A 23129-nucleotide genomic window follows, 5' to 3' on the forward strand; every position below is an offset into this window, starting at 1 on the left:
GATTATCCCGGCTGGGCTTCGCATGGGATGTTTTCCGATCCGCCTTACCGGCGGAGATGCCGCTATCCTGATAGCTTATGGTTGCGGCAAACCGAGGGTTATGTTATATCTAAATATGAGCAAATATTCATATAAATGATTGGAGAAGGTGATTCTTGTATGATATGGCAGGTGCTGATTATAGGGGCAGGTCAGGCAGGGCTTGCGGCAGCTTATTGGCTAAAACGAGCCGGCGTCCGTTTTCTGGCGCTTGAGCGCGGCTCGGGGGCGGGAGAGGCCTGGGCATCGCGGTATGAGTCGCTTCGGTTGTTTACCCCAAGAACGCACAGCGCCCTTCCGGGCTTGAAGCTTGAAGGGGAGCCCGCCGGATTTCCTTCCAAAGGCGAAATGTCATTGTACTTGAAAAAATACGCCGAGCTTTTTGAACTTCCGATCCAGTACGAGACGAAGGTTACGTCGGTTAGACAGGAAAACGGACTTTTTGCCGTGAGCACCTCCCGGGGCTATTTTCGGGCGGAACAATTGATCATTGCAACCGGACCTTTTCAAAAACCGAGATTGCCGGCATTTTCGGGGGCGGTGCCGGATGATATTGTTCACCTGCACTCCTCGTTGTATAAACACCCTTCGCAGCTGCAGGATGGAAACGTGCTTGTGGTCGGGGGCGGCAACAGCGGAGCCCAAATTGCGGTTGAACTGTCCAACGGCCGCGAAACTTTTCTGGCGGTGAGCCGGCCGCCGCGTTATTTGCCGATGACGGTTGCAGGGGAGGCCATCTTCTGGTGGCTGGACCGCCTGGGCCTGTTAAGAGCGGATTCCTCGTCATGGATCGGCAGGAGGCTTCGGAGAGCGGGGGACCCCATTTTCGGTTATGAATTGAAACAAGCCGTCAGGTGCGGTAAAGTGATCTTGAAAAGGAGTGCCGTCGGTTTTGGTTCCGGCGGGGTCAGGTTTGAAGACGGATCGGAGCTGGACGTACGCAATATCGTTTGGGCAACCGGCTTTGATTCCGGGTATGAATGGCTCCATGTCAAGGAGGCCCTTGATCATCACGGCAGGGTGCTTCATAACCGGGGGATGAGTCCGGTGAAAGGACTGTATTACGTCGGTCTGCCCTGGCAGACCCACCGGGGCTCCGCTCTGCTCGCAGGGGTCGGACGGGATGCCCGCGAAATTGTGAACGCGATTATAGAAAGAGGGGATAAGCATGGAAAAAGAGCGCCATGAGCTTTTGCAGGAAGAAGAGGCGATGGAAGCGTCGCGACTGCTTAAAGCCATATCGGATCCGACGAGAATCCGGATTCTTCACTTACTGTCCCAGGAGGAATGTCCCGTCGGTCATATTGCCGAGGTGCTCGGCATGAGCCAGTCGGCCGTGTCCCACCAGCTGGGCTATTTGCGGAGCTTAAGGCTGGTCAAGTATCGCAGGGACGGAAACACGTATTATTATACGTACGAGGATGAGCATGTCATCGGCATTTTGCGCCAAGTGTTGGAGCATATATCCTGTTAACGGGATATATCGACGGGCTGCTCGTCGAAGCTTGACATTTTGATGCGCTGGTTGTAATGTATTGGAAAATCATATCCCGCGAATAACCATCATCAAGGATACAAGTTCACGGATACGGCGACACAGAGAGGAAGCTCCAAGGCTGAAAGGCTTCCCCGTACGGCTGCGTTCTTCCCACCTTGTAGTTGCCCGCCGTTTTTATGAAGGCGGTGCCGGTACGGCCCGTTACAGCCGCCGAAGCATCTTTTTTGAAATGGTTAACCGTCCGAAAAAGATGGAATCAGGGTGGTACCACGAGCACATTCGTCCCTTACGGCGATTGTGCTTTTTTGCGTTATTTTCGGATATGGAAAAAAAGGCGGAAAAAAGGAGGCTGAAGAACATGCGGCAAAGCCGATTATTGATGTCCACCATGCGCGAGGAGCCTGCCGAAGCGGAGGCGCTGAGCCATCAATGGCTGCTTCGGGGCGGGTACATTCGCCAGATCGCTGCCGGTATTTACGCGCATCTGCCGCTCGGGTGGCGGGTTTTGAGAAAAATCGAGAGCATTATCCGTGAAGAGATGGACGCTTCCGGGGCACAGGAGCTTCATATGCCGGCCATCCAGCCGGCGGATTTATGGAAGGTTTCGGGGAGATACGATGTGTACGGGCCGGAGCTTATCCGGCTTCACGACCGGCATGGGCGCGAGTTTGTACTCGGGCCGACCCATGAAGAGGTGATCACCTCCATCGTCCGGCAGGAGATATCCTCCTACCGCAAGCTCCCCGTAAACCTGTACCAAATCCAGACGAAATTCCGGGATGAGAGACGGCCGCGGTTCGGGTTGCTCCGGGGCAGGGAATTTTTGATGAAGGATGCGTATTCCTTTGACCGCGATTGGGAGGGTCTGGATGCGTCTTACCGGAACATGTACGATACGTATGAAAGGATATTCAAACGCTGCGGACTGGCGTTTCGCGCCGTGGAGGCCGATGCTGGGTCAATCGGTGGGCAGGGGGAGACCCATGAATTCATGGCTCTTGCGGATATCGGCGAAGATACCGTAGTTGCCTGCGGAGCCTGCAGCTATGCGGCAAATCTGGAGCGGGCCGAAGCGGCGGTAGGGGCGGGAGCCGAACCCGCTTCAAGGAAGCCAACGGTTCGTTCGGGTTCCCACAGCAGCCGGAGCCTGTTCATACGCCGAACGCTAAAAGCATCGAGGAATTGACGGCTTTCCTGCGGACCGGTCCCGAGCAGCTGATCAAGACGCTGATTTATAAAGCCGACGGCAGGCTCGTGGCGGTATTGGTGCGCGGCGACCGGGAAGTGAACGAGATTAAAGTGAAGTCTTACCTTCAGGCGGAAATCATCGAGATGGCCGATGCCGGGGAGGTTATGCTGGCTACGGGGGCACCGGTCGGCTTTGCGGGACCCGTGGGGCTTGCGCTTCCGATTCTGGCGGATCATGAGGTCGCTGCGATGCAGGAGGGAATCGCCGGTGCGAACCAGGCGGACACGCACCTGCGGCACGTCCGTCCGGGAGAGGATTTTTCGCTGGAACGCACCGGAGATTTCCGGAACGCCGCGGCAGGAGATGCCTGTCCCCGCTGCGGGGGACCGCTCCGGTTCCAGCGGGGGATTGAGCTGGGGCATGTCTTTAAGCTGGGCGCCAAATACAGCGACCCCCTGAAGGCGGTGTTCCCGGATCCGGACGGCAGGGAGAAGCCGTTCATGATGGGCTGCTACGGCATAGGCGTGTCCCGCGTGATGGCGGCCGTCGCGGAACAGAGCGTCGTCGACGGCCGTTTGGTCTGGCCGTTGTCGATCGCCCCGTTCAAGGTCCATATTATCCCGGTAGCGGTAAAGGATGAAGCGCAGATGCAGCTGGCGGAACGCATATACCGGGAACTGAACTCCGCCGGACTGGAGCCGCTGCTCGACGACCGTGACGAACGGGCGGGGGTAAAGTTCAAGGATGCCGATCTGCTGGGGGCTCCCCTGCGGGTGATCGTCGGCCGCGGAGCCGCTTCCGGCGAGGTGGAATGGATGGGCGGGGACGGAATCAAAAGAAATTTGCCCGTTTCCGAAGCCATTTTGCGCGTCCGGGAAGCCGCCGGGCTGTCCGTATAGAGGCTGACCTTGCCGGTATTCAAAATCCGATGTTGAACACGGAATCTTGCTCGTACGGTTTGCATCATCCTGATTGGGATCATAAAAGCCACCGGTTATAACGGCATCTGCCGTTACCGGTGGCTTTTTCGCGGAATCAGCCTAAATTTAAGGTTAAGCCGGCTGATTGTTTAAAACGTCCTCGTGCCGGTTAAAACCGCTTAGCGAGGGATTTCGCTTCCACGGCTCCCTGTTGGAAGATGTCTTCCGCTTTATCGGGATCCACGGCAAGTTCTTCGATGAGGAGATGCTGGAAGTTTTGCACGCCCATGAAATTCATGATCGTTTTCAAATATGTAAACGAGAATTCCATTTGTGCGGCCGGTCCGTCGGAATAATGCCCGCCACGCGCCTCGATAAGCAGGACCGGTTTGTCTTCGACAAGTCCGATCGGACCCGTTTCCGTATACTTGAAGGTTTTGCCCGCGACGCAGATCGTGTCGATATAGGCCTTCATCATCGGCGGGAAACTGAGATTCCAGAACGGCGCGGAGAAGACGACCTTATCCGCGGCAATGAATTGGTCGGTCAGCTCGTTCATTCGTCTCACTTTATCCTGTTCCTGCGGCGTCAGGTCGCTCTGCTCGGCGAATTTGCCCCAGGCGCTGAATACATCCACATCCAAAAACGGAATATCCTCGCGGTACAAGTCCAGCGTTACGATCTCGTCGGATGGATGCGCCGTCCGGTATTCTTCCAGGAAGGTTTGAGCAAGCCGGGTGGAATAAGAGGCCTCGTCTGCTTTCGGGTTCACTTTAACGTACAACAATAATGCCATGGTCAGGCATCTCCTTTCCGTTCCAAACACTTAAAATTTGTATTATTTGATCGTAGTATAGCAAACCCGGAGGGGTTTACCTGTGATTAACCTCATAAGGTTTGGAAAAACGGATTCGCTTTTGAAGCCCCTGCTTGAACTCCCTTTAAGATTATGGAGAAAGACGGTACAATGGTCTTTAATCTCACAGGCTTTTCCAGCCTGGGGGCTTATCATGAAATCATACATATAACGAAAATACGGACAGGGGGAACAAGCTGTGGCGGAGTGGTATGAAAAAAGCTTTGGAGAGGATTACCTGCTGATCTATAAACACCGTGACGTTCAGGGAGCCGCGCATGAGGTGCAGCAGATGGTTTCCTGGCTGTCGCTTTCCGAAGGCTCGAGTGTACTGGACCTTTGCTGCGGCATGGGCCGCCATTCGCTTGCCTTGGCTGAGGCGGGATACCGAATCACCGGAGTGGATCTATCGGATGTGCTCCTTCGGAAAGCACGTGAATGCGACAAGAAGAATCAGGTGGCCTGGATCGCCTCCGACATGAGGCATATCCCGGCGGATGACGAACATTTTGATGCCGTGCTGAACCTGTTTACCTCTTTTGGTTATTTTACGAAGGATGAAGAGCATATCAAAGTACTGGAGGAAATATGCCGGGTACTGAAGCCGGGAGGAAAGTTTATCATTGATTTTTTGAACCCGGCTTACGTGGAGCGCCACCTGGTGCCGGAGTCGGTACGGGAGTCCGAAGGGCAGCGGATTGAGGAGAAACGCACCATCGACAACGGGTACGTTAAGAAGGCGATCGCGATTAGCGACCTGGACGGCGGCGAACCGAGGCATTACCAAGAGCGCGTGAAGCTGTATACCCGCGACGAGTTTAAAATGATGATCGAGGAGGTCGGGCTTCGCATCGATCAAATCCACGGCAGCTATGACGGGGAGGCTTACGAGCCGGAATCGTCCCCGCGCATGATCTTTGTGGGCCGGCGCCCGGCGGAGGAATCATGATGGAGCATGAAACGGTCGGTAAGCATCCCGAAATAACCTCCTGGAAAGAGACGGGGATTCTTCAAGTCAAAATCGGCCTGGATAATCCGCTCCGCTGGGTCAACAGTTACATCCTGCCTGGCGACGGCGGTGACGTTACGCTCATGGATCCGGGCCCCCGAACCCGTTCCTCGGAACGGGAGTGGGAGGCCGCGCTGTCGGCCCTGGGCCTGAGTCCACGCCATATCTCGGCCATCGTTCTGACCCACCATCATCCCGATCATTATGGCCTTGCCGGATGGTTTCAGGAGAGAAGCGGCGCCCGGGTATGGATGTCGGAGCGTGCGCATGGGGAAGCAGGCCTGATGTGGGGAGAAGGCAGCCGCATGGGCGAAAGGCTGCCGGCTTTCTTCGCGGAGCACGGCATGCCGGAGCCTTGGCTGAGCCGGCTGCCGGAGCATCTGGACGGTTTTGTGCCCCAGGTTACCCCGAAGCCGGAGGTGACTTACCTCCGCGAAGGCATGCCGATCCGCATGGGAGGCCGCGACTGGCTGCCGGTGCAGACGGCGGGGCACGCCCCTGGGCATCTGGCCTTCCACCACGAGGACAGCGGCGTCCTGCTCTGCGGCGATGCCGTTCTGCCGCAGATCTCGCCGAACGTCAGCCTCGTGCCCGGCAGCGACGCCGAGCCGCTGCGGCTCTACCTGGAGGGGCTGCGCCGCCTCCGGGCACTGCATGTCCGGGCTGCGTATCCCGGACACCGCCATCCGTTCACGCATTTCCGCGAACGGATCGACGCGCTCCTCGCCCACCATGAGGAGCGCCTGGACATCATTGCCGGCATGCTGTCCGCCGCCGGCAGCCTGACCGCCTTCGAGGTCTGCACAGCCCTCTTCGGCGATAAGCTCGGCATCCACCAGATGCGCTTCGCTATGTGCGAAGCGCTGGCCCACCTCGCCGAGCTGGTCCGCCGCGGCCGCGCGGAAATGCGGGAGACCGCATCCGGAGCGTACGCGTTTGCTGCAGCAGGATAATGTTTCATCCTGCTCGAAATCATGAATTACGCAAAACCTGTTCCGCTTGGACCGTGCCCATTCGCTTTAGCGGCCGGTCCCGGTGAACGGGCCTCTCTCTTTTCGGCCTTCCGGCTGCTTTCTTCCTAAAACAACTTGACTAATGTTTTCCAATTGCAGATTACCAAGCAGGTTTCCCGTTTAATTATGTTTAGGCTGTGTCCGGTTGCGTCCTATCCTTATTATGAATAAAGGAGAATCTGCCATGAAAAGAAAAGAAGTGGTGGCCATGCTGCTTGCGGGAGGGCAGGGGAAACGGCTCAAAGGCCTTACGAAGACGCTGGCAAAACCCGCGGTTTATTTTGGAGGTACATACCGGATTATCGATTTTCCCCTAAGCAACTGCTCCAATTCGGGGATTGACACCGTCGGCGTGCTGACGCAGTATGAGCCGCTCGTGCTGCATTCTTATATCGGGATCGGTAGCGACTGGGATTTGGACCGGCGCAGCGGAGGCGTGTATGTGCTGCCCCCGTACGAAAGGGAGGACGGAACGAGTTGGTACAGGGGGACGGCCGATGCGATTTACCGGAACCTGAAGTTTATCGAGCAGTATGATCCGGAGCATGTGCTGATCCTTTCGGGCGACCACATATACAAAATGGATTACGACCGGATGCTGGACTACCACAAGGAAAAAAACGCGGACTGCACGATCTCGGTCATCAACGTGACCCGGGAAGAAGCGACCCGCTTCGGAATCCTCAACACCGAGCCGGATTTTCGGATTTATGAATTTGAAGAGAAGCCGGCCGAGCCGAAGAGCACGTTGGCATCGATGGGCGTGTATTTGTTCAAGTGGGATATGCTGAAAAAATATCTGCTCTTCAACGTGGAAAAACATGATACCAGCCACGACTTCGGCAAGGATATCATTCCCCTTATGCTGGGGGAGGGAAAGACGCTTTATGCATATCCGTTCGAAGGGTACTGGAAGGATGTCGGTACGATCCGAAGCTTGTGGGAGGCAAACATGGATCTGTTGTCCGAAAATCCCAAGCTGGATCTGAGCGATCCGGATTGGCGCATTTATACGAGGAATCCGAACCAGCCAGCGGAATATATCGCGCCGGATGCAAAGGTGCGGAACTGCATGATCAACGAGGGGTGCACGGTGTACGGCGAAGTGGATCATTCCGTTTTGTTTTACGGCGTGGAGGTCGGTCAGGGCAGCTCGATATCGGATTCCGTCATCATGCCCAAGGTGATCATCGGCAGGAACGTGCGAATCCACCGGGCCATCATTACGGAGGACATGGTTATTGAAGACGGGATGGTGATCGGTGCCGGCCGGGAGTGCGGCGATGAGATCGTGCTCGTCACGGAAGACAATATCCATGAGTTCAGGGAATCATCCGCTACGGCGACTTCTTGAGGCGTTTAAAGAGCACTTGCGGCATCCAACAAAAAGGACGGTGTATGTATGAAACAACTCATGGGAGTCATCAATCTGGATCATGAGCTGGACCAGCTCAATGAACTGACGTATTTCCGCTGCGGCGCGGCCGTGCCTTTTGCCGGACGGTACCGGCTGATCGATTTCGTCATGTCGAATATGATGCACGCGGGCATTCAGGATATCGCACTTTTTGTCCGCCGCAAATACCGCTCGCTGCTGGACCATCTTGGCGAAGGCGCCCCCTGGGATCTCGACCGCAAGCGGGGCGGATTGTTCATTCTTCCCCCGGACTGGAACGATCCGACGGATGTTTCGATCGGTGAGCTTTCGCATATCCATAACAATCGGGATTTTTTTGAACGCGGATCCGCGGACTACATCGTGCATTCCGGTAGCCAGCACCTCGGCACCGTTGATTTTAACGCCGCCCATGAATTCCATTTGAAGAACGGGGCTGACGTCACGCTGATTTATACCAGGGTTGATGAAATAAAACGGGAGTTTCAGCCCTGCGTTCGCGTGGATGTCGATCACAACGGTCTCCTGACGGACATTCACCATGAACAGGATCATCCGGGCATTTATATGGATATGTTTATTATGGGGAAAGAACTGTTCCTTAAGTTGGTGAATCGCTGCATTGCCCACCGGGAGAGCCACTTTTTCAGGGACGCCATCCAGAAAAACAGGGAGAAACTGAAAATCGCAGGCTACGAGTACAGAGGCTATCATGCGGTGATCAACTCCCTGGAGAGCTACTACCGCAACAGCCTGGATTTGCTGAAGCCCGAGAATTACAATTCCTTGTTCCGGGAGCAGCCGATCTATACGAAGATCAAATATGAAGTTCCGGCGAAATACCTGGAATCGGCCGATGTGCGCAATTCGCTCGTGGCCAACGGCTGCCAGATTGACGGCAAGGTGGAAAACAGCATCCTGTTCCGCGGGGTTCAGGTCAAAGAAGGGGCCCGCATTCACAACTCCATCATTATGCAAAAATGCGTCATCGGGGAGAACGCCGTTCTCGAAAACGTCATCCTGGACAAAGACGTGACGATATCCCCGGGCCGCAAGCTTCAGGGAGATGTCAGGAAGCCTTATGTTGTTGCCAAAGACATGGTCATTTAAACTTTAGCGTCAGGAGGACACTTCCGTTGTTTAACAACAAGGAATTATTTAAAACTTCATTTCAGGAACAGCTGGTCAGCCGGTTGGGAAAAAGCATTGAGGAAGCGACGGCGGGAGACATTTACAAAATCCTTGGATCCTTGATCCGCGAATATGTCGGACGGGATTGGGCGGAAACGAACCGGGCTTACAAGGTCCAGCAAGAAAAGCAGGTCTATTATTTCTCGATGGAGTTTCTGATCGGACGTCTCCTGGGGAACAATCTGCTCAATCTCGGCATGCTGGAGACGGTACGCGAGGGATTGGAGGAGCTGGGCTGGAACCTGGAAGAGGTGGAGGAGCAGGAGCCGGATGCGGGGCTTGGCAACGGCGGCCTCGGACGGCTTGCCGCCTGCTTCATGGATTCCTTGGCCTCCCTGCAGTATGCGGGCCACGGCTGCGGCATTCGCTATAAGTACGGGCTTTTCGAACAGAAGATCATCGACGGGCATCAGGTCGAGCTTCCGGATGACTGGCTCCAGAAAGGCAACGTTTGGGAAGAACGCCGGGCGGACAAAAAGATCGAAGTACGTTTTTGGGGTCATGTCAAGGTGTGGGAGGAGAACGGAAGAACCGTTTTTGATACCGTGGATTACGAGCGGGTATGGGCTGTCCCGTATGATGTTCCCGTGATCGGGTACGGTGCCGGGCATGTGAATACGTTAAGGCTCTGGAGCGCGGAATCCGCCATGGATCCCGCCAAGATGCGGGTGGAAGGCCAAAACAGCTATTATAAATTCCTGGATTACAACCGTTCGGTCGAATCGATCTCCGAATTTCTGTATCCGGATGACTCCGGTTATGAGGGCAAGCTGCTGCGGCTGAAACAGCAATATTTCCTGTGCTCGGCCGGACTTATAAGCGTGCTCAGGACGTTTGATAAGCTTAAATTGCCGTACGGCAAGCTGCCGGAAAAGGTCGCTATCCATATTAACGATACGCATCCGACGCTGGTCATCCCGGAGCTGATGCGGCTCCTGATCGATGAGAAGGGCTGCGGCTGGGATGAGGCCTGGGACATTACGACCCGTACGGTTTCGTACACGAACCATACGCTGCTGAGCGAGGCGCTTGAGAAGTGGCCGGTCGGCATGGTCCGCGAGCTGCTCCCGCGGGTGTACATGATCATCGAGGAAATCAATAAGCGCTTTTGCGGGATGCTGCTGAAGGGTGATCCGCATAGCCAGGACCTCGTATCCCGGATGGCTGTGATCGAGAGCGGCCAGGTCAAAATGGCCCATCTGGCGATTGTGGGCAGCTACAGCGTGAACGGGGTGGCCGGACTTCATACCGAGCTTTTGAAAAACGATGTGATGAAGCCGTTTTACGAGCTGTATCCGGAACGTTTCAATAACAAGACGAACGGGATCACCCACCGCCGCTGGCTGATGCATGCGAACCCGGAGCTGAGCCGGCTGATCAGCGAAAGCATCGGTACCCGCTGGATTTCCCATCCGCATCAGCTGCTTCGTCTGGAAAGGTTTAAGGATGACGCTTCTTTCCGCGAACGCGTCATGGACATCAAGCGCGGCAACAAGCTGCGCCTGGCATCCTATATCAAGCAGAAGCAAGGAATCGCGGTGGACCCGGATTCGATATTCGACGTTCAGGTCAAACGGCTTCACGGGTATAAAAGGCAGCTGATGAACATTCTGCATGTCATGTTTCTATATAACGAAATCAAAGATCATCCGTCGGCGGAGCGTGTGCCGCGGACATTTATTTTCGGCGCAAAGGCGGCTCCGGGCTACTATCTGGCGAAAAGTATCATTAAACTGATCAATGTCGTTGCCGACGCGGTGAACAAGGATGCGCAGGTAAACGGCAAGCTGAAGGTGCTTTTTCTCGAAAATTATTCCGTCTCCCTGGCCGAGAAAATCATCCCTGCGGCCAATGTCAGCGAGCAGATTTCCACGGCGGGCAAGGAGGCCTCCGGCACCGGAAACATGAAATTCATGATGAACGGCGCCCTGACGATCGGAACGCTGGACGGGGCCAACGTGGAAATGCACGATATGCTGGGCGACGACAATATGTTTCTGTTCGGCCTGCGCTCCGAAGAGGTGTTGGACTATTACAGATACGGCGGGTACCTCGCAAGGGATGTGTATCGGCAGGATTCCCGGATCAAGCGGGTGATGGACCAGCTGGTATCTTCCGGCTCCTTCTGCTGTCATGAGCAGGAATTCGGACTTATTTATCAATCCATCCTTGACCATAATGACGAGTTTTTCGTCCTGAGGGATTTTGCCGCTTATGCCAAGACGCATGCCGCCATGGAACGGGTTTATCTTGACCAAGGGGCCTGGGCCTCCAAATCCATTGTAAATATCGCCCACGCCGGACATTTTTCCAGCGATTGCACGATCAACCGGTATGCTTCCGACATTTGGGGCATCCGCCCCGTCACGCTTTAGAGTCGAGAACCCGTTTTTGAGCGTCGTTCATAAAAATACGAATATCCTCGACAGCCGGCGGCCTATGAAGGACGCCGGTTTTTAGGTGCTGCATCAGGATCGCAAAAAAGATCAAAACCCGTGTGATCGTGTTTGCTATACTGAACCCATCGACGGATCCGGAGGTTAGATTCAAATGCTTTACAACGAACATAAAGAATGGGTGGATCAGGCGGTCAGCTATATTGAACGCCATTTGCGGGAGGACATCCGGCTGGAAGATGTAGCGGAACAGGCCGCGGTATCGATGTATCATTTTCACCGCGTTTTTCAGCCGATCGTCGGCATGAGCGTCACGGAGTATATCCGGCAGCGGAGGCTGACGCATGCGGGCGGGGAGCTCATCCGCACGGACAAAAGGGTGCTGGACATTGCCTTGGAGTATCGTTTCGGCACCCAGGAGGCTTTTACCCGGGCTTTTAAAAAGATGTTCGGCATGCCGCCCAAACAGTATCGGGATTATTATTCCAACTTTATTAGAGACAAGGAGGAATTGGAAATGACGACGACGCTGCCCCATGGTTGGATTCGAGGCGGAAGTCATCCGCATGAGTATGAGATGGGCGTGAACAACGAAGTGGTTCATCAGGGACAGACATCCGGAAGAATTCACGCCGGGAAGGAGGCCTATGCGGAGGGCTTCGGCACGATGATGCAGATGTTTAAAGCCGATCGTTATCTGGGCAAAAGGATTCGGTTCTCGGCCTTCGTTAAAACGGAGGACGTTCAGGAGAGCGCTGGGCTTTGGATGAGAGTGGACGGACCGGACAACGAGATGCTTCAATTCGATAACATGCTGGACCGTCCGATTACCGGCAGCCGGGATTGGAAGCTTCATTCCGTTGTGCTGGACGTGCCGGAAGGGAGTGCGGCCATTGCTTTTGGCGTGCTGCTCGTCGGACCGGGAACGGTGTGGGCGGACGGCATTCGCCTGGAAGAGGTGGATTCGAAAATTCCGACGACCCATATGATGGTGGATCAAAGCGCGGAGGAGGTTGAACTGCCGGAAGGTCCGGTGAACCTGGAATTGAACTAGGCCGGCCGGTTGAAACATAAGGAAAGCGAACCTGGAAAAGAAATTGGAAGAACGGACAGGACAACGGGCTGCAGGCACGGTGAGCAAAACGAACCATCAAATCATCTAAAATAAGGAACGTGGAAGGAATTAGGAGGCTGCATCGAGAATAGTACTCTTAGATTTAGAAGTCAGGAGATGCAGACATATGGCGGAATCATGGGATACTTTTATCGGCAATGCGGTAAACAGCAGCGATTTTCCGGTCGGCGGGGCCGTCGCGGCCGTTAAGGACGGCCGCATCGTGTACGAGAAGGGATTCGGAAAGGCCCGTTTAGGAGCGGAAGAAAGAGATTTTACCCCGAATACCCTGACAAGCATTCAGAGTGTTTCCAAGAGTTTTACGGCGGCATCCTTGTTAAAGCTTGCGGAGGATAAGCTGTTGGATCTGAAAGCCCCTCTCGTAACCTATCTTCCTTACTTTCGAACCGCGGATAAACAGGCCAGCGACCGAATCACGGTCGAGCAACTGCTTTCGCACACGGCGGGCTTTCCGGGAGAAATCGGCATAGGAAATTTGATGTGTACGAATGTAAGGGAATTCAGCGTATTTGAAAGCGTGAAAGAGGAGTGCGGTTTAACCGACTCCATTCTGAGCGGCATTACTTCGAGAGAAGACGTAACGAAGTATTTCAGTACGGTCAACTTGCCCCATCCCCCGGGCTCCAACTGGGATTATTGCACGGAAGCCTATATCATTGCGGCTGATCTTTTTGAAAAGGTCGGCGGCCGGTCATGGGATGAATATATGGAACAAGTTATGTTTGGAAGGCTAGGGCTGAACCGGACGACGCTCGATCCGGACAAGGTTATTACGGATATGGACAGTGCCCGTTATTATACGGGGGACGTCAGCATTCTGATGAACCCGGTTAAACCTGATCCCGGCAGGAAGGCATATGAGACTCCATTTCCACAAAACCGCCTTGGTGCTCCGATGGGATTCATTTATTCGACGGCCCGTGACTTGGCGCTCTACCTTTCATCCTATATGACGGATGAACCGTTTATTCCGAAGGAACTGATGGCCAGAATGTACGAGCCGGTGTGGAACTTAGACAACGAGGAAGGTTATGCCCTGGGCTGGGGAACGTTGCGGAAAGGGAACCTTATGATGATCGAGCATGGCGGCGGTTTTCCGGGGGTAAGATCCTATGTATGCATGGTTCCTGCCAAGGGGATCGGAGCAGTTGTCGTATCCAACCATGACGAGACGCCGGCCCGGGAAATTTGTGATGCCGTTATGGAACGGCTGCTTGAGTGCTGAACTGCCCGCCTTAAATAGAAATGAAGACGGTTTGCAAGAAACCAAGGACCTGGCGGGTCCTTGGTTTTCTTTAGAGATAAGAACGTTTTTCTTATTCGAAAAGGGGGATTCCGGGATCCTTCCCATAGCAGTACGTAAGCATGGCATGCAACTGCCCTCTGTGATGATAAAGATGAGCCAATATTTCCAGAAGCCACTCGTATCTTGTGTAGGTTACTCCCCAGTAAGAAGTGGTTTTTGCCAGAAGCTCTTCATTCGATAATTTCGAATAACGGCTTCGAAGCGTCTCGTAATTGGAGAGCAGTCCCTCTTTTATCGATTCCAAGGATGGATAGGAGATTCCGGCATAAAATTCGTCCATTTCTTCCTTGGAGGCCCCTTTTGAAATGCGCCAGTCCGCTTCGAAAAGCGTGGCGAGGTGCTCAAGCACTTCACCGATAGATCGTTTATCGGGCGAAGGTCTTTTTTCCAAATCATTCTCTTCCAATATTTCAATCATGCGGACAAGCGTATGTACAGCAAATTCAATTTGGTGCAGAACACTGAGGCAATTCATGGGTACCCCCTGGCATCGTATTTTGTTTATATCCATCAACCTTTGTATTATAGAACGTTTGTTCGCCTGGTGCAAGCGACAATATCTTTTGAACAAGCGGCAGAAACGCGGTCGTCTTTTGTGAAGAACGACCGCGTTTCTGCGAGAAATATCGGTTTGTAAAAGGGCCGACTGACGTCGGCCCCTCAGATCGTGCTTGATTTTACGGAGCACGGTTACCTTATAGATTTTTATCCTGCTCCGTCGTTCCGGTCAGCTCGATTTCCCGCTCCGCCTGTTTGCGGTGGGCAATCCGGCTGCTGGCCGCCGCCGCTACGGCGCCGACAATATCGTCAAGGAACGTATGGATGTTGCCGTCGGATTTATCGTTAAGCCGTTCCAGCACGCCTGGCTTCAGCTTGTCGATGTAACCGTAGTTCGTAAATCCGATGCTTCCGTATACGTTTACGATGGAGAAGGCCAGAATTTCGTCCACCCCGTACAAGCTCTCATCGTTGGCCAGCATTTCCTGAAGAGGCGAAATCAGTTTTCCTTCCTCCGCCAGCTTGTCCAGCTGGATGCCGGTCAGCACGGCGTTTTGAACTTCGCGCTTGCTGAGCACTGCCTCCACGTTCTCCAGGCATTCTTCCATCGTCAAAGTCGGATAGTACTTCTTCTGCAGCACCATCACCAGCTCGGCGATTTCATGAGTGGTAACACCCCGCTCGTGAAGAAGATGGGTAGTCGCTTCCGCGACCTTTTTGCTGTTCAGGCTGTAAGGCATTTTAGCGTCCGCCATGATCTCACCCCGTTCATCGTAGTGGTTGAATTTGGTTATAGCTTCGATTGTACTTTTTTCGGAACCCATTTGTCCAGAAACCGCAAATGAAAGAGCATGTTTTGAAAAGGGGCTCGTATACATAAGAGTACAACCTGTACAAAATGTAGGGAGGAACAATACATGACATTTAAACGTAACATTCGCGGACTATCTGCCGCCGGACTTCTCGCTGTTCCGATTATGCTGTCCGGCTGCGGTCCATTCGGCGGAAAAGAATCGGAGGCCATCGATCCGCCGCCTGCGCAAGTAGAGTCCCAAATGATAAACGCGGCTACGGGCAAAACCGCGCAGGGGCAGACCGGTCTGCAAACTACGGTTTATTTGTCCGACCAAAAAGGCATGCTCGCACCCGTTACTCTTGGTATACCCAAAGAAGAGGGAAAAGACCCCATTGCCGGCGCACTTGAAGTCATGGTCGACGGCGGAGCGTATGCCGGGTATGTTCCGGTAGGCTTCCGGGGCGTTTTTCCGGCTGGAACCGTGGTCAAGAACGTGACGGTGGACAAGGAAAACAAGCAGGCCGTCGTAGAGTTTAATCAATCCTTCAGCGAATACAAGCCGCAGGATGAACGCAAAATTTTGGAGGCCCTCACCTGGACGCTGACCGGCCATGAGGGCATTGAAAAAGTGCAGGTGTGGATGGAAGGCGCGAAACTGAACGAAATGCCTGTCAATCATACGCCGCTGGATCGTCCGCTGTCTCGCGCGATGGGCATCAATTTGCAGAAGGCGGATGATACCCAGTACAGCCAGTCGTCCCCGGTGACCGTTTATTTTTCCGGTCTGTCCCCGGCGGGAATTCAGTATTATGTCCCCGTGACACGCCTGGTTGCATCCGGTCAGGATTCCGTGAAGGCTGCGCTTCATGAACTGATCCGGGGTCCGCAGTATGGCGACGGCCTGGAGCAGGTTATGACCAGCGAAACGGCCGTGGCATCCGTAGAGAAGAACAAGGACGGTTCTTTGACCGTGTCTTTGACGGACAGCATGTTTGAACAGGGAGAGGAGGTACCGGCAGAGATGCTGCAGGCTGTCGTGCTTACCGTAACCGAAAACGCGGGCGATGCCAAAGTCAAAATCCGGATGAACGATTTAACTGAGGTCAAAGGAACGGACAGCCGCAACTACAGCGAACCGGTCGGCCGTCCCGAGTTTATCAATGAAATTCCGATCTAGGAAAGGTGAGGCCGGAAGGGTGCTTTTATGCCTGCACTTTGGTAGAATAGGGGTTGCTAATCAGGATTGCGATAAGAAGTAGGAGGCAGAAAACATGAGATCTAACGGACGCAAGAGCGACGAGCTTCGGCCGATGAATTTATCGACCCATGTAAATAAATATGCGGAAGGCTCCGTGTACATCGAAATGGGGGAGACCAAGGTGCTGATTACGGCAACCGTGGACGAAAAGGTTCCCCCGTTTCTGAAAGGACAAGGAAAGGGCTGGGTTACGGCCGAATACTCCATGCTGCCCCGGGCGACGCAATCCCGGAATCAGCGTGAAGCGAGCCGCGGCAAACTCAGCGGCCGAACGATGGAAATTCAGCGGCTGATCGGTCGAGCGCTGCGGTCTGTTGTGAATCTGCATGCGCTGGGCGAGCGCACCATCACGCTGGACTGCGATGTCATTCAGGCGGATGGCGGCACCCGTACCACCTCCATTACAGGCGCCTTTGTGGCGCTTGCGATAGCGGTGAACAAAATTGCCGAGCAGCATAAGCTGGCCGTGTTCCCGATTACCGATTATCTGGCATCCGTCAGCGTCGGCGTAGCCGGGGGACAATCGCTGCTCGATTTGAACTATGAGGAAGATTCCAAGGCTAAAGTGGATATGAACCTGGTGATGACGGGAAACGGGAAATTCGTCGAGGTTCAGGGCACCGGGGAAGACAGCCCGTTCTCGCGGGCGGAACTTCATGAAATGCTTGAGCTGGGAGAGAAGGGAATTCGCGAACTGATCGCCCGCCAGCAGGAGGTTCTCGGACCCATAGCGGCAAAAATCGGCAAAGCGGATGCCAGAAGCGGAGTGTAAACAGGATGAAGCTTCAGGGAGACACGATTATTGTTGCTACCCGTAACAAAGGGAAGATTGCTGAATTTTCCCATGCTTTTGTCCCGTTTGGGAAAACGGTGAAAAGCATGTTTGATTATCCCGATCTTCCCGACGTGGTGGAGGACGGGGAAACGTTTTTCGATAATGCCTTCAAGAAGGCCAAAACCGTGGGGGATGCTCTGGGGCTTCCGGTCCTCGCGGATGATTCCGGTTTATGCGTGGATGCTTTGAACGGGGCGCCGGGTGTTTATTCGGCGAGATATGCGGGCGGACATGGCGCGGATGACGCTAACAACCTTAAACTTTTGGAAGAGCTTGAAAAGCTTCGGCTGGGGGAAGATACGGAGCAGCCGCTGCTTAGCCCAGCCCGGTTCGTCTGCGTGCTGGTGCTGTATGATCCGATCACCGGCGAACATGTGGAAGCCGAAGGTACCGTGGAAGGCTTGATCACTTCGGAGCCGTCCGGTGCAGGCGGCTTCGGTTATGATCCGCTTTTCTATTTGCCGGATCATGAGAAGACGATGGCGGAGCTGACACTGGAGGAGAAGCAGGCCGTCAGCCACCGCGGAGATGCGCTTAGACAGCTTGTGGATAAGCTGAAAGAAGGGCAGGACTGAATGGCTCGTTCAATTGCAGTCCGATACGCAAACCCAAGTTTCTACTATTAAATATTACGCAACGCCAACAGAGGAAGCGGGTAACGGCCAAGCGGTTAAAGTAGTTTCAGCAGTGAAGGCAGGGCGGATGTACGCCCTGCCTTCTTTTTTGTTAAGATATAAGAAAGTATAAGCTTTGAAAGACGCGGCTTCCTTATATCGCAAGAAAAACTTCCGCTAAATGCGGTCTGTCTTCTGAGAAAGTACGTCGATAGACGTTTTTCTTATGGATTCGAGATGAATTATGTTCACCGAAGGGCTACGTGATATTCTCTCAGCCAATAATTGACCTGGGTTAAATAAGCAAACAATTGCGGACCGGACATCAACTGGCCGAACCACGGCAGATTGGACGAGGCGTCGGGCGAAGAAGCCAGTTCCCGGATTTTGGCGGCGTCCACGAGCGGCAGGATCGGAGATGAGGGGTCATCCAGAATGGAAAGCATTTGTTGTTTGACGGCGGCCAAATAATTGGGATTATGGGTCTTCGGATAGGGGCTTTTTTTGCGGTAAAGCACGTCGTCGGGGAGAATACCCTCCAGCGCTTTTCTAAGAATCCCTTTTTCCCGGTTGCCCGCTGTTTTTATGCTCCACGGAATATTCCACACATAATCGATCAGCCGATGATCGGTGTAGGGAACCCGTACCTCCAAACCCACGCCCATGCTCATCCGGTCTTTCCGGTCCAGCAGCGTCGGCATGAATCGGGTAATATTGAGATAGGACATGATGCGCATTTTGGCCTGCCGGCCATCCTCGCCCGGCAGCTGAGGGACCTCGGCTACCGCATCGCTGTATCGGTCGCCAAGATACTCCAAGGGACGAATCCATTCCTTTATTTCCGGCGACATCAGGTTTTCGCGCAGCCTTGGTGCCACCGACCAGGGGAAGGTGCCCGAGTTCAGCATTTCTTCCCGGTGAAACCAGGGATATCCGCCGAATATTTCATCCGCGGCTTCGCCGGAAATGGCGACGGTGGCTCCCATTTTAATCTCCCGGCAAAACAGGAGCAAGGAGGCATCGACATCGGCCATGCCCGGAAGGTCTCTTTTTTGGGTGGAGACTTCAAGGGCTTCGATGAGTTCGGGGGTATCGAATTCAATCCAGTGATGGTCGGTTTGAAGCTCCTCATGCATTCGGCGGATCCACGGGGCGTCCGCACCCGGCTGAAAAGAATGCGACTGAAAGTGCAGGTCGTTGTCCACATAGTCAACCGAGTACGTGTGAACCTGCCCCTGACCGGTCCGTTTATAATAATCGACCGCGATGGCTGTAAGGGCGCTGGAATCAAGTCCGCCCGACAACAGGGAGCACACCGGCACATCCGACACAAGCTGCCGCCGGACGGTATCCTGAAGGAGCTCGCGAAGATAAGCTGCCGTTTGTTTCTCGTCGTCTTCGTGAGGCCGGCTTTCCAGTTTCCAATACGTGTAAATGCGGAGCCCCTCGCGGCCAAAAAACATCGCCTGCCCCGGACGAAGCTCCGCTATGTCGCGATAAACCCCGTGCCCCGGCGTTCTTGCGGGTCCGACGATAAACACTTCGGCCAACCCTTCCGGCCCGACTGCGGGTTCCACTTTGGGGTGCTGGAGCAGGGCCTTCGGCTCGGAGCCGAAGATGAACGTTCCGTCAATATAGCTGTAAAACAAGGGTTTCACCCCGACGCGGTCCCGCGCAAGAAAAGCCTGTTCCCTTACGCCGTCCCAGATGGCAAACGCGAAAATCCCGTTTAACCGGTCCAGGCAGTCCGGCCCCCATTCGATGTAGGAGACGAGCAAAACCTCCGTATCGCATTTCGTGTTGAAGCGATGCCCTCTGCGAACCAGTTCCTCTTTCAGCTCGGCTGCATTATATAGCTCTCCGTTATATACGATGGCGTAAACATCCTCTTCCCGGTGAATGATCATCGGTTGGGCTCCGTTTTCCGGATCGATCACGCTCAGCCGACGGTGACCGAAGGCGCACGGATTCGAAATCCATGTACCCGAGCCGTCAGGGCCGCGGTGGGCAATGCTATCAGTCATTTTAACCAGCAGCTGCGAATCCTGGGTCAAATCGCCGCTCCATTGTATAAACCCGGTTATTCCGCACATGACGGTTCATCCTCTCCTTGTCTGTTTCCTTCGCTGCATTTTATAAGATTATAAAATGGATTCGGTTTTCGCTGAAGCATTCCATAATCCCGAGAAAGCCTCCGCTGATTGCGGTTTGTCTACTTTGGGGCACGCCCGAATCATCGTTTTTCTTTCCGAAGCCGCCAAAGTGATAAAGATATATGCCGAAGGAAGGCATAAAATGTATGTCCTTAAACGAAAACTATGAAGGAGGACGAATCCAATCCGAAGGAGAGAGATCGCCATGGACAAGTCGACGTATTATGTCTCCGTTCAGGGCCGCTCCGTGTTGACGGAACGCGGAGCCAGCACGTATGAGTGGGAGATCGAAGCGACCCCGGAGGAAGCCGATCAGGTGCGGATTGAGCTGGATATGCTTCAGGAAAAAGATGAGAGGGCTTTTCCGGGTTATGTTTTTCCGTGGCCCGATACGCCCGAGCAAAGCACAAATTCGCTGTTCCAGTCTTCCCTGGACCGGGTTTACAGTACGATTTACCGGCTGGGCACATCCGAAACCCGCTCCCAAATGGAGCAGTTCAGATTGCTCCCGGATCCGGCTGAATAATGATAAAAGGAGAAATGGACATGTATTCCATCAAAGATGCAAAAATCCGGCGGATGACGGAAGTGAACGGCACGCCGTGTGCGGAAGTGGAAGTATATTCGGCTTCGGCCGACAATCCCAACGTGCTTGCCTATCTGGCGCCGTCCGCGCCTCTGGGAGGCTATGAGCTCGTAAAAGTGGTGAGAAGCGACGCTTCCATTGAGCATGACTGGTTCGACAACAGCATGCACACGGCTTACGAGGATGCAACCGATGCGGCTTTCGAGAGCAGCATCGTGGCTACGGCGGAGGAAGAGAGGGAGTCTTTCAGGCAGCAGCTGCTGTCCGCCGGCACGCTGAGCCGGCAGTTGAATGAACGCTTTTACGGGAAAGGAACGATTCTTTAACGGAATTCGTTGCAGGCATGCGTATAACTCCATCAAAAGTTGGGGTGTAAAAAGTTTCAACCCAAGAGACCCTGTCTTCTCTATAAAGACGCGGTCTTTTTTTGTATGTTTCTTGAGAATAGGTTTCCGGTTTTCGTCTTTCTGCACGACATGAAATAAAACTCACATGATCAACACCTTTTTCTCCTAATAACATGGTGTTTTTGTACCACGCACCGTATTTTTATGCAAGGATATCAAATAGTTCTTTGCCTCTATTTGTTTGGCGCCGGACTCCTACTATAATGTGAGATTGTGTAATACATAGCCTGAAAAATACATAAAGGGAGAGATAGCAATGAGAAAGCGTTGGATCAAGGCGATCGGTACGGGCATGCTGGCAGCAGTGCTGGCGATCGGGCCGGTTCAGTCGAACGTAAAAGCGGAGTCGGTTTCCAATATTACGGTGCTCGAGTCTACAAATAAACTGGTGAACGGAAAAATGAAGGTGAGCTTTGATGTCCAGAACGGAGGATCGGGCACCGAGGCAGGTTTTTATGTTTTAGGTTACAGCGAGAATGGAAAGGTGATCGAGGCTGTAGGGGACTCCTCTTTTATGACGTCGAACGAGATAGGGACGTTTGAAGTCGACCTCGATAGCGGCAGCAAAATCAAGAAAGTGGAGGTCAAGCCGGCGGGAGAGGCTGGCAGCAAGGCTGTATTGCTTGCATCCGGAACCCGCACTGAAAAATCGGGGATCGAGGTTTCCGCCGTGGTTCAAAACTCAACTCAAGGCCGAAAGGTAGGGGTGATGGCCGTGGGGTATGACGCCTCGGGCAAAGCGGTTGAGGTTGGATCGGCTCAAAGTTATTTGGGCGGGGGCGAAGTGGCGACGTACAACCTCCGACTGAAAGCTGCAAACCTGGTCAAAAACGTCGAACTGACGACGTTTGACTCGGAGGTGGACGGAGTGAAGCTTCTTCAAACCGGTAGCCGCCTTGAAAACGGGAAGTTTGTCGTAACGGGTTCCGTTCAAAACGGAAACGAAGGCGGTCAGGTTGGCGTTGTTGTCGTCGGCAAAAATGCCAAAGGGAAAGTGCTTGAAGTGAATACGACCTCGGGCTACTTGGGCTCGGTTGAAATCAATGATTTTGTAGCGGAATTCGATGCGGGCAAAGCCGTCGCCTCCTATAAGGTTATCATCACCGGGAACAGTCGGGCACCCAAAATTATTGCGGAAGGTTTTACTCGGATCAATAATAAGCTGTCCGTTACGATAGGGATTAAAAACGGAGAAAAAGGCCAGCGCATTACGGTAAAATCCACGGCGTACAACTCAAAGGGCCGCAGAGTCGGGGCCGACACGGATTTCATCTACATGGTCGCCAACGAAACAACAACGCTGCAGCTCACTTATAGAAACAAAAATGTTGCGAGCGTGAAGCTGAAGTATTACGATGAAGCAGGCCGGGAAATTCGGCGCTGAACATCTTTATCCATGAAAGGGACCGGGCTGAAGGCAGCCTGGTCCCTTTATTCAAAACTGAACCGGTGGGGAACAGCCGATGAATCATTCCCGTTCTCAAGCGTATTCGCGCAATACTTGGATGCCTTTGACGACATTATAAACAAAGGAACCGAAGTAAATAACGGCAAACAGAATCACGTATCCGATCACGGCACCGAAGGAGCCGGCGCTGACGGCCATGATAAACAATAGGATGCCTGCCGCGACCGGGAACAGATGGGAAATCAGTGCCAGCTTGGCATGTTTTTCGACGTATCGATCATTGGAGAGAATCCAGACCAGGATCGGAAGAATAAAGGGAGCAAAGAAGATGCTGAAATAGGACAGAGACGAAAGCAATTGCCGCATATATTTTCCCTCCTGTATGGTTTGCGATGGTCTTTGCTATACACATATTACCCTGCATGCTTAAAGCTGATTCATAGGATTTCTTGTAATTGAAAAAAATTGTTCTTTGAAAATCGGTGAAGATGCGATATAATATTCCTTGTCACTGTTTCAAATACATACTCATGTCCCAGTAGCTCAGCTGGATAGAGCAACGGCCTTCTAAGCCGTCGGTCAGGGGTTCGAATCCCTTCTGGGACGTATGTCAAAAAAACGCCTTA

The 23129-nt window shown here is 53.6% G+C and carries 20 protein-coding genes, 1 tRNA gene and 1 pseudogene; 17 read left to right on the forward strand and 5 right to left on the reverse strand.

What is annotated here, in order from left to right; genetic code table 11:
* Positions 1 to 162: 162 nt before the first annotated feature.
* From XI25_RS09700 to XI25_RS09710, 3 genes and pseudogenes are all read left to right on the forward strand, one after another.
* Positions 163 to 1227, forward strand: coding sequence for a flavin-containing monooxygenase (locus tag XI25_RS09700; protein WP_046678446.1), 1065 nt, complete (start codon positions 163 to 165; stop codon positions 1225 to 1227).
* Positions 1208 to 1513, forward strand: coding sequence for an ArsR/SmtB family transcription factor (locus tag XI25_RS09705; protein ID WP_046678376.1), 306 nt, complete (start codon positions 1208 to 1210; stop codon positions 1511 to 1513). The genes XI25_RS09700 and XI25_RS09705 overlap by 20 nt, the downstream gene beginning before the upstream one ends.
* A 382-nt stretch (positions 1514 to 1895) precedes the next feature.
* Positions 1896 to 3625: pseudogene (locus tag XI25_RS09710) on the forward strand (proline--tRNA ligase).
* Positions 3626 to 3815: 190 nt separating this feature from the next.
* Here XI25_RS09710 and XI25_RS09715 read toward each other — a convergent pair.
* A complete protein-coding gene (locus XI25_RS09715; RefSeq protein WP_046678377.1) occupies positions 3816 to 4442 on the reverse strand; it encodes an FMN-dependent NADH-azoreductase in 627 nt (208 codons plus the stop codon).
* A 259-nt stretch (positions 4443 to 4701) separates the two neighbouring features.
* On the opposite strand from XI25_RS09715, the gene XI25_RS09720 reads away from it, so the two are divergent.
* From XI25_RS09720 to XI25_RS09750, 7 genes are all read left to right on the forward strand, one after another.
* The gene (locus XI25_RS09720; protein WP_046678378.1) at positions 4702 to 5451 is read left to right on the forward strand and encodes a class I SAM-dependent methyltransferase; all 750 of its coding nucleotides are present in this window, start codon (positions 4702 to 4704) and stop codon (positions 5449 to 5451) included.
* Positions 5451 to 6464, forward strand: coding sequence for an MBL fold metallo-hydrolase (locus XI25_RS09725; RefSeq protein WP_046678379.1), 1014 nt, complete (start codon positions 5451 to 5453; stop codon positions 6462 to 6464). Before XI25_RS09720 ends, XI25_RS09725 begins: the two co-directional genes overlap by 1 nt.
* 244 nt (positions 6465 to 6708) lie before the next feature.
* Positions 6709 to 7878, forward strand: coding sequence for a glucose-1-phosphate adenylyltransferase (locus XI25_RS09730; RefSeq protein WP_046678380.1), 1170 nt, complete (start codon positions 6709 to 6711; stop codon positions 7876 to 7878).
* A gap of 48 nt (positions 7879 to 7926) precedes the next feature.
* A complete protein-coding gene (glgD, locus tag XI25_RS09735) occupies positions 7927 to 9030 on the forward strand; it encodes a glucose-1-phosphate adenylyltransferase subunit GlgD (RefSeq protein WP_046678381.1) in 1104 nt (367 codons plus the stop codon).
* 26 nt (positions 9031 to 9056) lie between these two features.
* Positions 9057 to 11486, forward strand: a complete 2430-nt coding sequence (locus tag XI25_RS09740; RefSeq protein ID WP_046678382.1) for a glycogen/starch/alpha-glucan phosphorylase — start codon at positions 9057 to 9059, stop codon at positions 11484 to 11486.
* A gap of 175 nt (positions 11487 to 11661) precedes the next feature.
* Positions 11662 to 12561: a helix-turn-helix transcriptional regulator gene (locus tag XI25_RS09745; protein ID WP_046678383.1), complete on the forward strand. Its 900-nt coding sequence runs from the start codon at positions 11662 to 11664 to the stop codon at positions 12559 to 12561.
* A gap of 187 nt (positions 12562 to 12748) precedes the next feature.
* Positions 12749 to 13867 (forward strand): serine hydrolase domain-containing protein, encoded by a 1119-nt coding sequence (locus tag XI25_RS09750; RefSeq protein ID WP_046678384.1) that lies wholly within the window; start codon positions 12749 to 12751, stop codon positions 13865 to 13867.
* A 91-nt stretch (positions 13868 to 13958) separates the two neighbouring features.
* Here the strand turns inward: XI25_RS09750 and XI25_RS09755 are convergent, their stop codons facing one another.
* On the reverse strand, positions 13959 to 14423 hold the full coding sequence (locus XI25_RS09755) for a DinB family protein (RefSeq protein WP_046678385.1): 465 nt from the start codon (positions 14421 to 14423) through the stop codon (positions 13959 to 13961).
* A gap of 220 nt (positions 14424 to 14643) precedes the next feature.
* Entirely contained in the window at positions 14644 to 15201 is a 558-nt protein-coding gene (locus XI25_RS09760) for a phosphatidylglycerophosphatase A family protein (RefSeq protein ID WP_046678447.1), read from the reverse strand.
* Positions 15202 to 15363: 162 nt separating this feature from the next.
* Here XI25_RS09760 and XI25_RS09765 point away from each other — a divergent pair, with 162 nt between their 5' ends.
* From XI25_RS09765 to XI25_RS09775, 3 genes are all read left to right on the forward strand, one after another.
* The gene (locus XI25_RS09765; protein WP_046678386.1) at positions 15364 to 16419 is read left to right on the forward strand and encodes a GerMN domain-containing protein; all 1056 of its coding nucleotides are present in this window, start codon (positions 15364 to 15366) and stop codon (positions 16417 to 16419) included.
* A 94-nt stretch (positions 16420 to 16513) separates the two neighbouring features.
* The gene (gene rph / locus XI25_RS09770; RefSeq protein ID WP_046678387.1) at positions 16514 to 17272 is read left to right on the forward strand and encodes a ribonuclease PH; all 759 of its coding nucleotides are present in this window, start codon (positions 16514 to 16516) and stop codon (positions 17270 to 17272) included.
* Between the two features lie 5 nt (positions 17273 to 17277).
* Positions 17278 to 17910, forward strand: a complete 633-nt coding sequence (locus XI25_RS09775) for an XTP/dITP diphosphatase (protein WP_046678388.1) — start codon at positions 17278 to 17280, stop codon at positions 17908 to 17910.
* Between the two features lie 287 nt (positions 17911 to 18197).
* On the opposite strand, the gene asnB is transcribed toward XI25_RS09775, so the two are convergent.
* Complete coding sequence (gene asnB, locus XI25_RS09780) at positions 18198 to 20042, reverse strand: asparagine synthase (glutamine-hydrolyzing) (protein ID WP_046678389.1); 1845 nt, start codon at positions 20040 to 20042, stop codon at positions 18198 to 18200.
* Positions 20043 to 20307: 265 nt separating this feature from the next.
* On the opposite strand from asnB, the gene XI25_RS09785 reads away from it, so the two are divergent.
* From XI25_RS09785 to XI25_RS09795, 3 genes are all read left to right on the forward strand, one after another.
* A complete protein-coding gene (locus tag XI25_RS09785; RefSeq protein WP_046678390.1) occupies positions 20308 to 20628 on the forward strand; it encodes a hypothetical protein in 321 nt (106 codons plus the stop codon).
* Positions 20629 to 20648: 20 nt separating this feature from the next.
* Entirely contained in the window at positions 20649 to 21014 is a 366-nt protein-coding gene (locus tag XI25_RS09790; protein WP_046678391.1) for a hypothetical protein, read from the forward strand.
* Between the two features lie 337 nt (positions 21015 to 21351).
* Positions 21352 to 22479 (forward strand): hypothetical protein, encoded by a 1128-nt coding sequence (locus tag XI25_RS09795; RefSeq protein ID WP_052759540.1) that lies wholly within the window; start codon positions 21352 to 21354, stop codon positions 22477 to 22479.
* A gap of 96 nt (positions 22480 to 22575) precedes the next feature.
* On the opposite strand, the gene XI25_RS09800 is transcribed toward XI25_RS09795, so the two are convergent.
* Positions 22576 to 22869, reverse strand: coding sequence for a DUF4870 domain-containing protein (locus XI25_RS09800; RefSeq protein ID WP_046678392.1), 294 nt, complete (start codon positions 22867 to 22869; stop codon positions 22576 to 22578).
* A 166-nt stretch (positions 22870 to 23035) separates the two neighbouring features.
* Here XI25_RS09800 and XI25_RS09805 point away from each other — a divergent pair.
* A tRNA-Arg gene (locus tag XI25_RS09805) sits at positions 23036 to 23109 on the forward strand.
* Positions 23110 to 23129 lie beyond the last annotated feature (20 nt).

Source organism: Paenibacillus sp. DMB20 (assembly GCF_000987955.1).
Lineage (GTDB): Bacteria > Bacillota > Bacilli > Paenibacillales > Paenibacillaceae > Paenibacillus_AQ.

Bases quoted from the DNA above. Each gene is read 5' to 3' on its own strand.
- XI25_RS09705 (WP_046678376.1), top strand. From the start codon at position 1,208: ATGGAAAAAGAGCGCCATGAGCTTTTGCAGGAAGAAGAGGCGATGGAA.
- XI25_RS09715 (WP_046678377.1), bottom strand. From the start codon at position 4,442: ATGGCATTATTGTTGTACGTTAAAGTGAACCCGAAAGCAGACGAGGCC.
- XI25_RS09725 (WP_046678379.1), top strand. From the start codon at position 5,451: ATGGAGCATGAAACGGTCGGTAAGCATCCCGAAATAACCTCCTGGAAA.
- XI25_RS09730 (WP_046678380.1), top strand. From the start codon at position 6,709: ATGAAAAGAAAAGAAGTGGTGGCCATGCTGCTTGCGGGAGGGCAGGGG.
- glgD (WP_046678381.1), top strand. From the start codon at position 7,927: ATGAAACAACTCATGGGAGTCATCAATCTGGATCATGAGCTGGACCAG.
- XI25_RS09745 (WP_046678383.1), top strand. From the start codon at position 11,662: ATGCTTTACAACGAACATAAAGAATGGGTGGATCAGGCGGTCAGCTAT.
- XI25_RS09750 (WP_046678384.1), top strand. From the start codon at position 12,749: ATGGCGGAATCATGGGATACTTTTATCGGCAATGCGGTAAACAGCAGC.
- XI25_RS09755 (WP_046678385.1), bottom strand. From the start codon at position 14,423: ATGAATTGCCTCAGTGTTCTGCACCAAATTGAATTTGCTGTACATACG.
- XI25_RS09760 (WP_046678447.1), bottom strand. From the start codon at position 15,201: ATGGCGGACGCTAAAATGCCTTACAGCCTGAACAGCAAAAAGGTCGCG.
- XI25_RS09765 (WP_046678386.1), top strand. From the start codon at position 15,364: ATGACATTTAAACGTAACATTCGCGGACTATCTGCCGCCGGACTTCTC.
- rph (WP_046678387.1), top strand. From the start codon at position 16,514: ATGAGATCTAACGGACGCAAGAGCGACGAGCTTCGGCCGATGAATTTA.
- XI25_RS09775 (WP_046678388.1), top strand. From the start codon at position 17,278: ATGAAGCTTCAGGGAGACACGATTATTGTTGCTACCCGTAACAAAGGG.
- asnB (WP_046678389.1), bottom strand. From the start codon at position 20,042: ATGTGCGGAATAACCGGGTTTATACAATGGAGCGGCGATTTGACCCAG.
- XI25_RS09785 (WP_046678390.1), top strand. From the start codon at position 20,308: ATGGACAAGTCGACGTATTATGTCTCCGTTCAGGGCCGCTCCGTGTTG.
- XI25_RS09790 (WP_046678391.1), top strand. From the start codon at position 20,649: ATGTATTCCATCAAAGATGCAAAAATCCGGCGGATGACGGAAGTGAAC.
- XI25_RS09795 (WP_052759540.1), top strand. From the start codon at position 21,352: ATGAGAAAGCGTTGGATCAAGGCGATCGGTACGGGCATGCTGGCAGCA.
- XI25_RS09800 (WP_046678392.1), bottom strand. From the start codon at position 22,869: ATGCGGCAATTGCTTTCGTCTCTGTCCTATTTCAGCATCTTCTTTGCT.